The sequence below is a fragment of the Pseudomonas sp. T1.Ur genome, from assembly GCF_023516725.1.
In the GTDB taxonomy this organism is placed as follows: Bacteria; Pseudomonadota; Gammaproteobacteria; order Pseudomonadales; family Pseudomonadaceae; genus Aquipseudomonas; species Aquipseudomonas alvandae.
This window is the reverse complement of the sequence record NZ_JAMGSN010000001.1, coordinates 3,149,801-3,162,302: the sequence shown is the minus strand read 5'-3', so window position 1 is coordinate 3,162,302 and position 12,502 is coordinate 3,149,801. Positions and strand designations below refer to the sequence as shown.

Annotated in this window: 13 protein-coding genes; 4 read left to right on the top strand and 9 right to left on the bottom strand. The window is 61.6% G+C overall.

Annotated elements, in window-relative coordinates:
- Positions 1-14: 14 nt before the first annotated feature.
- From M8Q45_RS13970 to M8Q45_RS13955, 4 genes are read right to left on the bottom strand one after another with little or no spacing between them, the layout of a single operon-like run.
- Positions 15-2,114, bottom strand: coding sequence for a chemotaxis protein CheA (locus M8Q45_RS13970; RefSeq protein WP_249875235.1), 2,100 nt, complete (start codon positions 2,112-2,114; stop codon positions 15-17).
- 46 nt (positions 2,115-2,160) lie between these two features.
- The gene (locus tag M8Q45_RS13965; protein ID WP_249875234.1) at positions 2,161-2,451 is read right to left on the bottom strand and encodes an STAS domain-containing protein; all 291 of its coding nucleotides are present in this window, start codon (positions 2,449-2,451) and stop codon (positions 2,161-2,163) included.
- 15 nt (positions 2,452-2,466) lie between these two features.
- Positions 2,467-2,835, bottom strand: coding sequence for a response regulator (locus M8Q45_RS13960; RefSeq protein WP_003203044.1), 369 nt, complete (start codon positions 2,833-2,835; stop codon positions 2,467-2,469).
- A 9-nt stretch (positions 2,836-2,844) separates the two neighbouring features.
- Positions 2,845-3,756 (bottom strand): methyl-accepting chemotaxis protein, encoded by a 912-nt coding sequence (locus M8Q45_RS13955; protein WP_502940564.1) that lies wholly within the window; start codon positions 3,754-3,756, stop codon positions 2,845-2,847.
- 704 nt (positions 3,757-4,460) lie between these two features.
- Here M8Q45_RS13955 and M8Q45_RS13950 point away from each other — a divergent pair.
- Both M8Q45_RS13950 and M8Q45_RS13945 read left to right on the top strand, forming a co-directional pair.
- Entirely contained in the window at positions 4,461-5,807 is a 1,347-nt protein-coding gene (locus M8Q45_RS13950; RefSeq protein WP_249875232.1) for an MATE family efflux transporter, read from the top strand.
- A gap of 147 nt (positions 5,808-5,954) precedes the next feature.
- Positions 5,955-6,620, top strand: a complete 666-nt coding sequence (locus M8Q45_RS13945) for an HAD family hydrolase (protein WP_249875231.1) — start codon at positions 5,955-5,957, stop codon at positions 6,618-6,620.
- A gap of 117 nt (positions 6,621-6,737) precedes the next feature.
- On the opposite strand, the gene ppnN is transcribed toward M8Q45_RS13945, so the two are convergent.
- Positions 6,738-8,111, bottom strand: coding sequence for a nucleotide 5'-monophosphate nucleosidase PpnN (ppnN, locus tag M8Q45_RS13940; protein WP_249875230.1), 1,374 nt, complete (start codon positions 8,109-8,111; stop codon positions 6,738-6,740).
- Between the two features lie 217 nt (positions 8,112-8,328).
- On the opposite strand from ppnN, the gene M8Q45_RS13935 reads away from it, so the two are divergent.
- Positions 8,329-8,865: a DUF3087 family protein gene (locus M8Q45_RS13935; RefSeq protein WP_249875229.1), complete on the top strand. Its 537-nt coding sequence runs from the start codon at positions 8,329-8,331 to the stop codon at positions 8,863-8,865.
- Positions 8,866-8,953: 88 nt separating this feature from the next.
- On the top strand, positions 8,954-9,706 hold the full coding sequence (locus M8Q45_RS13930) for an OBAP family protein (RefSeq protein WP_249875228.1): 753 nt from the start codon (positions 8,954-8,956) through the stop codon (positions 9,704-9,706).
- Between the two features lie 256 nt (positions 9,707-9,962).
- On the opposite strand, the gene M8Q45_RS13925 is transcribed toward M8Q45_RS13930, so the two are convergent.
- The 4 genes from M8Q45_RS13925 to M8Q45_RS13910 form a co-directional block, all read right to left on the bottom strand.
- Entirely contained in the window at positions 9,963-10,187 is a 225-nt protein-coding gene (locus M8Q45_RS13925) for a hypothetical protein (RefSeq protein ID WP_249875227.1), read from the bottom strand.
- Positions 10,188-10,249: 62 nt separating this feature from the next.
- Positions 10,250-10,429, bottom strand: a complete 180-nt coding sequence (locus tag M8Q45_RS13920; protein ID WP_003182983.1) for a con-10 family general stress protein — start codon at positions 10,427-10,429, stop codon at positions 10,250-10,252.
- Between the two features lie 230 nt (positions 10,430-10,659).
- Positions 10,660-11,223 (bottom strand): ATP-dependent Clp protease proteolytic subunit, encoded by a 564-nt coding sequence (locus tag M8Q45_RS13915; protein WP_030142235.1) that lies wholly within the window; start codon positions 11,221-11,223, stop codon positions 10,660-10,662.
- 135 nt (positions 11,224-11,358) lie between these two features.
- Complete coding sequence (locus M8Q45_RS13910; protein ID WP_249875226.1) at positions 11,359-12,396, bottom strand: DNA topoisomerase IB; 1,038 nt, start codon at positions 12,394-12,396, stop codon at positions 11,359-11,361.
- Positions 12,397-12,502: the final 106 nt, after the last annotated feature.

Genomic DNA, 12,502 nt, shown 5'->3' with positions numbered 1-12,502 from the left:
GGAGTGTTGAAGCGTCAGCGAGCGTTGGCTTGTTGTAAGGGGGTCGAGTTGTAGCGGTTTTCTATTTGTGCGATCTGGGTGAGCAGGGCCGGGACGTCGAGGATCAACGCGACGGCGCCGCTGCCCAGGATGGTCGAGCCGCTGATGCCGCGCAGTGCGCCGAACAGCTTGCCCAGGGGTTTGATCACGGTCTGGAATTCACCCAGCAGGTCATCCACCACCAGCCCCGCCTTGAGTTCGGCGTAGCGCACCACCACCACGTTCTGCCGGCGCGACGCCGGGCCTTCGTGATGGAAGTGGTCACGCAGGTACACCAGCGGCAGCACCTCGCCCCGCAGGTCGAGGTAGCCTTGTTCGCGGCTGGCGATGCCATCGTCTTCGCTCAACTCGATGCATTCCTGGACCATGTCCAGGGGGATGACATAGGTGGACTGGCCGATGCCGACCAGGAAGCCATTGATGATTGCCAGGGTCAGCGGCAAGCGGATGCGCACCACGGTGCCCTTGCCTGGCTGGCTGTCCAGGTCGACCGTGCCGCGCAAGAGCGTGATGTTGCGCTTGACCACGTCCATGCCGACGCCACGCCCGGACAGGTTGGTGACGGCCTGCGCGGTGGAGAAGCCCGGTTCGAAAATCAGGTTGTAGATTTCCTGGTCGGTCAGGTTCGCACCTTGGGCGATCAGGCCACGTTCGTGGGCTTTTTCCAGGATGCGGTCGCGGTTCAAGCCGGCGCCGTCGTCGGCGATTTCCAGCACGATGCTGCCCGAGTCGTGGTAGGCATTGAGGTGCAGATGCCCCTTGGCCGGCTTGCCGGCCGCGCGCCGGGCCTCGGCGGTTTCGATGCCGTGGTCCATGGCGTTGCGCAGCAGGTGCATCAGCGGGTCGCCGATCTTTTCAACCACGGTCTTGTCCAGTTCGGTTTCCGCGCCGCTGATGATCAGGTCGATGTCCTTGCCCAGCTCCTGGCTGACATCGCGCACCACGCGGCGAAAGCGGTTGAAGGTCTCGCCGATGGGGATCATGCGCAGGCGCAAGGCGCCGTCGAGAATCTCTTCCACCAGGCCGGACACCGACGAAGTGGCTTCCTGCAACGGGTCGTTCTGGCAGGTGCGGGCCAGCAGGCTGGCACCGGCGCTGGCGATGACCAGCTCGCCCACGAGGTTGATCAGTTCATCGAGTTTGTCGGCATTGACCCGGACGTAGGCACCGTCCTTGGCTTTGTTTTCACTGCTGACGGCTTGTCTGTCAGGCGCGAGCTGGGCGGGCATGCGCGGGGTCTTGCGTTGGTCCGGCATCAGTTCGCCCGTGGTGACCATGGCCGTGCCTTCGTCGCTTGGCGCCTGGGACGTTGCGACCAGCTCGGTGTTCGCCGGGGCTTCGACATCCTGGGCGGCGACGATTTCGATCAGGCAGTCTTCCCGCACGAAGTCGAACACTTCGTTGATCGCGGCGTATCCGGCGGCGGAGCGAAACGTGATGTCGAAGCCCAGGTAGCAGGACTCGGCATCCCAGGCCTCGACAGCCGGCAGCGCCTCGGTGAGCGTGGAGATCTCGACGATTTCACCGAGGGTTTGCAAGTAGCGCAGGAACGACAAAGGGTCCATGCCGTTGCGGAATACGTCCTGGCCGAAGCGCAGGGAAATGTGCCAGAGGCTCGCTTCGCAGGAGTCGGTGGTTTCGGTTTCGGCTGCCCGGGCCGGTTCGGCTGCGGTCGGCGGTGCCTGGTATTCCTGCAGGATCTGGCACAGTTCCATTTCCCGGGCCAGGGCAGGGGGCTGCAAGGTCGAACCCTGGTTGGCGACCACGTCGATCAGCTCGAGCATGTGATCGCCGGACTTGAGCAGCACCGCGATCAAGCCTGGGTCCACCTCGACGCTGCCCTCGCGCAGGCGATCGAGCACGTCTTCGACGATGTGGGTAAAACTGACGATCGGCTCCAGGCCGAACAGTCCGGCCGAGCCCTTGATCGTATGGGCCGCCCGGAAAATCGCGCCGATGGCGTCATCGTCGCCGGGGTCGTTTTCCAACTGCAGCAGCGACTCTTCCATCGCCTGCAGTTGTTCCCGAGCCTCGACGATGAAGGTTTGTTGTGCCTGATCGAGATTGATGCTCACGCTCATGTCCTTTGTCGTGTTCGACGTGTTGCGGTGCCGCTGGGTCTTAACCTTGGGCAACCAGGTTGCACAGGACCAGTGTCTCCGTGACGGCTTTGCTTTGGCCGGTCACCGTCAGTTGGGTGCCGGCCTTGGGCGCCTCGCGCTGAACCATCAGCAGCAGTTGCAAGCCGGCACCATCCATCTCGGTGATTTGCGACAGGTCCAGCGCCATCGCGGGCGTGGCCCCCAGCCGCGGCAGCAATTGCGCGGCCAGGTCGGCGGCGGTGTAGATCGTCAGCTCGCCGTCGATCTGCACCTGCGCCGTGTCATCTTCTATTTCGTACAGCAGCGGCATTGAAGCCTCCGGCCATCAGGGAAGAATCAGCTTGGACACCGCCGCCAACATCTGCGCCGGCTGGAATGGCTTGACCACCCACGCCTTGGCGCCCGCGGCCTGGCCTTCTTGCTTCTTCGATTCCTGGGATTCGGTGGTGAGCATGATGATCGGCGTGAACTTGTAGCTCGCGAGCTTCTTGACCTCCTTGACGAAGGTGATGCCGTCCATGTTCGGCATGTTCACGTCGCTGATGATCAGGTGCACTTTCTGGCCGTTGAGCTTGCCCAATGCATCCTTGCCATCGCTGGCCTCGATCACGTCGTAGCCGGCACTTTTCAACGCGATGCCGACCACCTGCCGAACGCTCGCGGAGTCGTCGACAACCAATACACTTTTCGCCATGGGGGGCTCCTAGAAGAAGGTTATTTCCTGTGAAGTCTGTTGCGCCGCCGAGTCGCCGTGGTGATTGCGGCGCTGCTCGTCGGTGGCATAGGTGGTTTCCATGCGCGCCAACCATTGGCGGGCGTCGATGGAAGCGGCCTGTTCGGGCGACTGGCTGGCCTGCTGCAGGTGCACATGCAGGTCCTCGATGTTGTCGCGCACGTGGCTGAGGATCTGGCTGACCCGATCCTGGAATTGCAGGTTGACCAGCACGTCGGTGAGTTCGTCGCGAATGCCGAAACTCTCCCGTTGCAACATGTCGGCCGAATCGGCGAGGCGCCCGGTGACGCTCTGGAAGCGCTCGAGTACACGTTGGATGCGGCCTTCGGACACGGCCACGGATTGGCTGTCCTGGTCGGCACCGCTGGAGGCGGCGTGGACCAATTGGGTGATGGCGGTGTTGATGACGTCGACCTTGGCCGACATCTGTTGGCCGGTCTCGCTGGATTTGCTCGACAGGGCGCGCACGGCGTCGGCCACCACCGCAAAGCCACGTCCGGCTTCACCCGCCCGGGCTGCTTCGATAGCGGCGTTGAGGGCCAACAGGTTGGTCTGGGCGGCAATCGCCGCGACATCGGCGGCCATGGTCCGCAGCTCGCCGGTATAGGCCGTCAGGTTGCGCACCTGGGCGAGGGTTTCATCACGGCTGGCCTGGGTGGCCTTGAGCGAATCGATGACCTTGACCAGTTCGCCTTCGCTCTGCGCCAGCACCTGGACGGCACCGCCGCTGCTGCTGCCGGCCAACTCGCCGGCCGCCAGTTGCGAGGCTTGCACGGTCTCTTCGAGGCGCGAGGAGATGCCGGTGAAACGGCTGGTCAACGAAACGATCGCGGTTTCAGTCTGCTGGCGCGAGCTTTCGACTTGCTTGGCCCAGATCGGCATGGCGCCGAGCATCACTTCGCTGAGCTGCGCGGTCCCGTTATGGCTGGCCTGGCTGGCTTGCAATTCCTGGTTGGCGATGGCGGCAGCGATGGCCTTGTTGAATTGAAGGCGTTGCGACCGCGCGCCCAAGAGGCCGGCACCCACGCCAAGGATCAGCAGCACGGCGCTCAAACCGATGTTCTGCGCGCTCGGGCCATTCAATGCCAGCACGCCGACGCAGCCGGCAACGGCCACGATCACGGCGGGCCAGAGCACGCGTGGCTGGGATTTGACGAAGGATTGGTCGTGGGAATACGACGTCATGGTTCGGTCCTTGAACAGTGTTGCGGACAGGTGTTTGCGAATAACTGGTTATCTGCAAAACCGACTTGTCCTTGAGGACCAGTCGTCCGATTCCATTAAAAAAGATGGCACATTGATATCTAAGAATAGACGAGAATGAAGAAATGTCGAGGTGGCCCGACCTGTGGAAATACCCCCGTAGGAGCTGCCGAGCGAAGCGAGGCTGCGATCTTTTGATCTTTCGATCTTGGCTTGAGATTGAAGCGCCCATTGAAGATCGCAGCCTCGCTTCGCTCGGCAGCTCCTACAGAGTCCAGCGGGAGCTAGCTCCCTCGCCACGAAAGCGGTCATCTTCTGAAACAGAATGAAAGGATTGAGCTAAATTACCCCGCATCAGATTTCGAACCTGTCATCGAGCCCTCATGCCCACCCAGCCTCTCTGGAAAACCTACCTGCTGTTCCTGGCCCCCATGGTCGTGTCCAATTTCCTGCAATCGATGTCCGGTACGCTCAACAGCATCTATATCGGCCAGATGCTCGGCACCCAGGCCTTGGCTGCGGTGTCGGGGATGTTTCCCATCGTGTTTTTCTTCATCGCCTTGGTGATTGGCCTGGGGGCCGGGGCAGGGGTGTTGATCGGGCAGGCCTACGGCGCCGGCGAGACCGGGACGGTGAAGGCGATTGCCGGTTCGACGCTGTTGCTGGGGGCGATCATCGGGTTGGTCGCGGCGGTGCTGGGCAGTGTCTTTGCCCGCGAGGGCCTGCAAGGGCTCGGGACGCCGGCCGATGTACTGGATGACGCGGTGTCCTACGCGCGGGTGATGATGTGGATTCTGCCGATGCTGCTGGTGTTCGTGCTTTTCACCCAGTTATTGCGCGGTGTCAGCGATACCGTTTCGCCGCTGCTGGCGTTGCTCGTCTCCACGAGCGTCGGAATGATGCTGACGCCGGTGCTGATCCGTGGCTGGCTGGGGTTCCCGCAGATGGGCATCCAGAGCGCGGCACTGGCGGGCCTGGTGGGCACCGCGTCGGCGATGGCGATGCTGGCGTGGCGCCTGAACCGCCGGGCGCATGCCCTGGCACCGGACCGGGCGTTGTTCGCGGCGATGCGCCTGGACCGGGATATCCTCGGCAAAGTGCTGCGCATCGGCCTGCCCACCGGTCTGCAGATGGTGGTGATCTCGTTGTCGGAGCTGGTCATCCTCGCCCTGGTCAATCGCCACGGCTCCCAGGCTACGGCGGCCTACGGCGCGGTGACGCAGATCGTCAACTACGTGCAGTTCCCGGCGCTGTCGATCGCCATCACCGCTTCGATCCTCGGCGCCCAGGCCATCGGCGCGGGACGGCTGGAACGCCTGGGGCCGATCCTGCGCACCGGGCTGTTGATCAATGTCTGGCTGACCGGTGGGCTGGTGTTGCTGGGGTACCTGTTGTCCCATTGGTTGTTGGGGCTGTTCATCACTGACCCGGCCGCGCGAGTCCAGGCCGAGCACCTGCTGCACATCATGCTCTGGAGTCTCTTGGTGTTCGGCTTCCAGGCGATCGTCGGCGGCATCATGCGCGCCAGCGGCACGGTGCTGGTGCCGGTGGCGATCTCGATCTTCTGCATCATTGGCGTACAAGTGCCGGTCGCCTACCTGTTCGACGCCCACTTCGGCTTGCAAGGGGTGTGGATGGCGTTTCCGGTGGCGTACCTGAGCATGCTGTTGTTGCAGACGCTGTATTACAAACGGGTCTGGCAGCATCAGCGGATCGAGCGGTTGGTGTAGACCGGCCCGATACTGAGCTCTGTGGGAGCGAGCTTGCTCGCGATAGCATTGGTACATTCAACATGATATAGGCTGACACTCCGCCATCGCGAGCAAGCTCGCTCCCACACGGGCGGTCAGCTTCTTCCCGTCTCCACGAGGATCCCGATGTCCGTAGAACGCCCCTCCATCGCCTACCGCGCCTTCCTCTTCGACATGGACGGCACGCTGCTCAATTCCGTCGCCGCCACCGAACGGATCTGGACCCGCTGGGCCATCCGCCATGGCCTGGACGTGGCGAAGTTCCTGCCGACCATCCACGGCGTGCGCGCCGTCGACACGGTCACCCGCCAGAACCTGCCCGGGGTGGATGTCCAGGCCGAGGCCGCGCAGTTGACCGTCGAGGAAATCGAAGACGTGGAGGGCGTGGTGGAAGTGCCCGGTGCACTGGCATTTCTCAAGAGCCTGCCGCCAACGCAATGGGCCATCGTCACGTCTGCGCCGATGGCCTTGGCTCTGCGGCGGATGGAAGCCGCCGGGATCCCGCGTCCCGAGGTGATGGTGACCGCCGAAGACGTGAGCGTCGGCAAGCCGAATCCAGCGTGCTATCTGTTGGCCGCGCAACGCTTGCAGGTCGCCCCGCAGGAATGCCTGGTGTTCGAGGATGCCGACGCCGGGATCAAGGCCGGCGAGGCGGCGGGCATGGACGTGATGGTGGTAACCGCCACGCATACCCACCCGGTGGTGACGTTGCATGGGCAGATCGAGGATTACCGTGGGCTGAGCATTGCGGTGGACGACAACGGATTGATGCACCTTCCAGACCACCGCTAACCCCCTGTGGGAGCGAGCTTGCTCGCGATGGCGGTCCATCCAGCACCAATGCTGGCTGAACCACCGCTATCGCGAGCAAGCTCGCTCCCACGTTGGATCTTCGGTGATTCGATGAGGTCAGGTCACTACGCGATAGCACGGCACATACGCCGCGCCGCCCGGCAGTTTCATCCGGTGTTGGGCGACGAAGGCCTGGAGCAGGCGATCCAGCGGCTCCATGATCGCGGCGTCGCCGTGGATTTCGTACGGGCCGTGTTCTTCGATCAGGCGGATGCCCTTGTCCTTGACGTTCCCCGCCACGATGCCCGAGAACGCCCGGCGCAGGTTCGCGGCCAATTCGTGCGGCGGCAACGCGCGGCTCAGGCCCAGGCTGGCCATGTTGGCGTGGGTCGGGTCGAACGGACGCTGGAAGCCTTCGTCGATTTTCAGCAGCCAGTTGAAGTGGAAGGCGTCGTTGCGCTCGCGGCGGAACTGCTTCACTTCTTTCAATCCCTGGGTCATCTGCCGCGCCACTTCGGCCGGGTCGTCGATGATGATCTGGTAGTGCTTCTGGGCGGCTTCGCCCAAGGTCGCGCCGACGAATGCGTGCAGTTGCTCGAAATACGGCGTGGCGCTTTTAGGTCCGGTGAGGATCACCGGGAAGGGCAGGTCCTGGTTGGCCGGGTGCATCAGGATGCCCAGCAGGTAGAGGAACTCTTCCGCGGTACCGGCGCCGCCCGGGAAGATGATGATGCCGTGGCCGACGCGCACGAAGGCTTCCAGGCGCTTCTCGATGTCCGGCAGGATCACCAGCTCATTGACGATCGGGTTCGGCGCTTCGGCGGCGATGATGCCCGGCTCGGTCAGGCCCAGGTAGCGGCCACCGTGGATGCGCTGCTTGGCGTGGGCGATGGTGGCGCCTTTCATCGGGCCCTTCATCACGCCAGGGCCGCAGCCGGTGCAGATGTCCAGGCTGCGCAGGCCCAGTTCGTGGCCGACTTTCTTGGTGTACTTGTATTCTTCGGTGTTGATCGAGTGACCGCCCCAGCACACGACGATTTTCGGTTCCACGCCCGGGCGCAGGGTGCGAGCGTTGCGCAGCAGGTGGAAGACGTAGTCGCTGATGCCCTGGGATGAGCTCAGGTCGATGCGCTGGCTGTCCAGTTCGTTCTCGGTGTAGACGATGTCGCGCAGGGCGCTGAACAGCATCTCGCGGGTGCTGGCGATCATCTCGCCGTCGACGAACGCGTCGGCCGGCGCGTTCAGCAGTTCCAGGCGCACGCCACGGTCCTGCTGGTGAATGCGGATCTCGAAGTCCTTGTAGGCTTCCAGGATGGTCTTGGCGTTATCGACATGGGCGCCGGTATTGAGAATGGCCAGGGCGCACTGGCGGAAAAGATCGTAGATGCTGCCGGAGCCGGCTTCGCTCAGTTGCTGCACTTCGCGCTGGGACAGGGTTTCCAGGCTGCCCTTCGGGCTTACCGAAGCGTTGATTACATGTCTTTGAGTCATTCAGCTTTCCTTGAAAACGATGCCGCTCGCACGACGGCGGCATCTTGAAAAAAACATCCACGCAGGAAGATCGCACGATCCTTGCGGTATCGCCATGGACTTTGATCCGGGTCCTTCGGGTCGCTTGCCACTTAAAATGAGCCCCAGCATAGCTAAATCGACCGGGCAGGCGATAATGCGCGACTCTTTTCACGCCACACAAGGAAATTGCGACGCGATGTTCGAGATCAAACCGTGGGACGCCGCCGATTACCGGCAACAGACCCGTCGCAGCACGCTCATCCTGGCCGTGGTGTTTCTCACGCTGGCGATGCTGTTATCGAGCTTGGCGGTGATGGCGTTCGGTACGCCTGGAGGGGACAATTTTCGCTTCAATGTCGGTGGCGTGTTTGCGGCCGTGCTGGTGATGGCCGGGTTGTTGCGCGGGTATTTCTGGTCGCAGCCGTGGATGAGTGCGGCGGTGTACGGCTGGCAGCTCAAGCGCAGCCTGATGAGCATCACCAACGTGATGCATCAGGTGAAGGCCGGCGTGCAGGCCCAGGACCCGGCGGCGATGAAACTGTTGCGTTTCTATCACTTGGGCTTGGCCCAGATGCACCTGCTGGATGCCAATTCCAGCGACCACGCCTCGCTGATTCGCGAGGCCGATGAGCATCTGGAGAAGCTGCAGGCGCAAGGCCTGGACCCTGATCAATCACGCTTGGACCCAGCCTGGATCGACATTGTGAAGCAGGCCTACAACCCTCGGCCATAGCGGCCGCTCGTCGGTTGCCACAGGGGAAAAATCAAACCCCGGTCAGCGCACGCCTTTCTCATGAACAGTCATGGAAAGGAGAGTCGAGATGCCTGGAAAGATTGTTCACGGAACCTGGGCCATGCTCTACGTGGCAACGGTGGGCCTGGCGGGCTGCGCGGGCGGCAACAGCCATTCACCGGTGGATGCGCCAGGGGCTGCGAAAAGCCCGACCACCGCGACCTTGGAAGCGGGGGCGGGGATCATGCAGGACAAACCCCCGTTGCAAGCGTTGGATACCTACCTCGATGGCTTTCATTTCTATAACGGACGAATGTCCGGGCAAATGGAAGCGCACCACTACTGCACGGCACTGAACGAAGAAGTCTTCCAGTGCGCCATTTTCGACGCCAACACCGCCAAGGCCAAATTGATGGGGGTGGAGTACATCATCAGCAAGCGCTTGTTCGAAGGCTTGCCCGCCGCCGAGAAGCAGCTGTGGCACAGCCATGTGCATGAGGTGAAGTCGGGTCAACTGGTCGCGCCGGGCATACCTGAAGTCGCGGAGACACGCTTGATGAAAGACCTGGTCAGCACCTACGGCAAGACCTGGCACACCTGGCACACCGAGCAGGGCAATGCGCTGCCCTACGGCGTCCCGCAATTGATGATGGGCTTCACGGCCGATGGCCAGATCGATTCGCAGCTGGTGCGCGAGCGCGACGAGCGGATGGGCATCGACAGCGAAGCGAAGAAACGTGTCCGCGAATCCATCGAGGCGCCGGCAATCGATCCTGGTGCGGATGCGTGGCAGAAAGGGAAGGTATGGCAGATCAAGGATCCGACCGGGCATGCTCATTGAAGTCGTTTCAAAAGTACTTTTGTGGCGCGGGAGCTTGCTCCCGCTGGGTTGCGCCTATAGGCGCTGTGTAGGAGCTGTGTAGGAGCTATGTAGGAGCTGTGTAGGAGCTGCCGAGTGCAACGAGGCTGCGATCTTGTCCCAGACAATTGAGTCGAGAGCGAAAGATCAAGAGCAAGATCAAGATCAAGATCAAAAGATCGCAGGCTTCGCCAGCTCCTACAGAGGGCAGGGAATAGGAATACTGGGGTTAAACGAATTACGGCTGTTTGAAATGCCCCGGAACATCATGTTCCGTTTCGTTTGGCTTGGTTCTTTTCTGAACTTGAACATCGCTGATCCGGACACTTTTTAATTCCGCGAACGTCACCCTCAAGAGCGCTTCGGCTTCTTCGGTGGTCAGCGTCTCGGTGTCCGTTGCGAGTACCCGGCTATCGGGTTGACCGTCGGCGATAAAACTGACGATAAATCGATCCTGGCTCATTCATGACCTCGACAGGTTAAGCGCCAGGACGCAGCAAAGCTGCGCCCCAACGATTCTCCGGGTTACGACTTCCGGCCACCGCCGTGGCTGCGTTCGCCACCTTTGCGGCCAGCTTCAGAAGCTTTTTCCCGGTCGTTTGCGAAATTGCCGCCGGAAGCATGTCCGCCTTTCTTGCCGGCTTCGGATGCTTTCTCACGGTCGTTTGCGAAGTTGCCTGGGTTTTTGTTTCCGCTATTAGCCATTTCGAGAATCCTCATTTTGGTTAAGCGAGTAAAACGTGCCTCGCAGTACTGTGAAAGAAAACTGCGAAGGGAAGTTTAAAAAAAACGTTTCGCTGGCGACGAACGGTATTGGTTTGAAAAAGTGTGTGGGAAAAGTTATACAGCCGTTTCGCTTGAACTTATACAACATGGATTTTGTTAATTAACAAAACGGCGTCAAATCGAAATTATTCATGGCCGAGAGAACGGTTTCAGTCCTCGCCGCCGCTCACTTTCCAATGCTTGGCCTCGGGTGGGAACACCACCTGTTCAACCCGATGCGCGATGCCGAAGGCCAGGGAATTCTCCGCCGGGATCACTCGTTCTTCGGCGCACAGGCATTTGAAGATATCCAGTTGCGTGGCTGCGCCGGCCGTTTCCTTGACGTAGATTTCCACGTACCGCGCCACGTCGTTGTCGAGGCTGGACAGGTATTCGCGCAAGCGCGAGTGGTCCACGGATTTCTGGCCGAAATACCAATTCATCGGGTGAATCAGGAAGCGCGAATGCGGGGTCGTGGTGCGGTCGCTGGCGGCCAGGTACATGACGATGCCCATCGACTCGATGTTGCCGGCGTTCACGGCGCGCACCGGCACGGGGAGGGACTTGATGAAGGTGTAGAGGGTGAACCCGAAGTTGGTGCTACCGCCGACCGTAGAGAGGTTGAGCATCAGCGAGTCAGCGCCTTTTTCAATGGCTTCCAGACAATTGTCGCGGAAGCGTTCGGTGGTTCCCTGATCGATCTGGCAATGGAAATGGACGATGTGTTCGGACATCTGAAACTCCTCTCGACGTCACGCGTTGACGAGTCTGCGGATCAGCGGCTCTGTACAGTTGGGAGTCCGCCGGCTGTCGGATGTTCCACTTCCGTAACACGCTTATCGAGTCCGGCAACGACTCGACCGCTTCGGTCAACAGGCTTCGACGGCGTGGGCCATGCGTTCCAGGAACATTGTCAGCGCCGCTTCTTGCGCACTGAGGCCCTTGCGCACCCGAGGTTTGGGCAGCTCATGCAGGACGCCGCCCATGAAACCTTCCAGTACGGCGGGGTGGATGTAGCATTTGCGACAAACGGCGGGCGTGTTGCCCAACTGCCGGGCGACCTGCCGGACCATCTCGGCCACGTGCCGCTTGGCCTCGGTTTCGGTTTCCCATTGCAGCGTGCGCAATCCGTCCAGGGCGGCCGCGCTGCCTGCCCAGGTGCGGTAGTCCTTGGCGGTGAAATCGGCGCCGGTGAGCGTCTTGAGGTAGGCGTTGACGTCCGATGAGGTGACGGCGTGGCGCTCGCCGTTCTCGTCCATGTACTGGAACAGATTCTGTCCGGGCATTTCCTGGCAGCGCCGGATGATGCGCGCCAGGCGTCGGTCTTTCACGGTGATCTGGTGTTCGATGCCGCTCTTGCCACGGAATTGGAACGCGATGGCGCTGCCGTTGACCGCGACATGCTTGTTGCGCAGGGTGGTCAGGCCGTAGGAGCGATTATCCCGAGCGTATTGAGTGTTGCCGACGCGGATCAGGGTCACGTCGAGCAAAGTGATGACCGTTGCCATGACTTTGTCGCGGCTGAAGCCTGGGGTGGCGAGGATGTCTTCCAGGCGTTTGCGCAACCGGGGCAGGGTGCGGCCGAATTCGAGCATGCGTGAATATTTGTCGGCATCGCGCACTTCGCGCCAGCGCGGATGATAACGGTACTGCTTGCGCCCACGGGCATCGCGGCCGGTGGCCTGGAGATGGCCACGCGGGTCGGTGCAGATCCAGACATCGGTGTAGGCCGGCGGAACGGCCAGTGAATTGATGCGCTGGATTTCGGCCGCGTCGGTGATGCGCTCGCCTGATGGATCGAAATAACAGAACGTGCCCCGCAGTTTCCTGCGGGTGATGCCCGGCGCGGTGTCGTCGACGTAATGCAAGTCGGCCGGGAGCGCATCGGGCATTGGGGTATCGGGCATGGTGGATCCTTGGCGATGAATTCGGATGGCCTGTGAATTCATTGACCGCTGGCCGTTGCGGTCGTGCCGAGATTCTCATATCACCCGCTCCCACAAGGATTCCTGT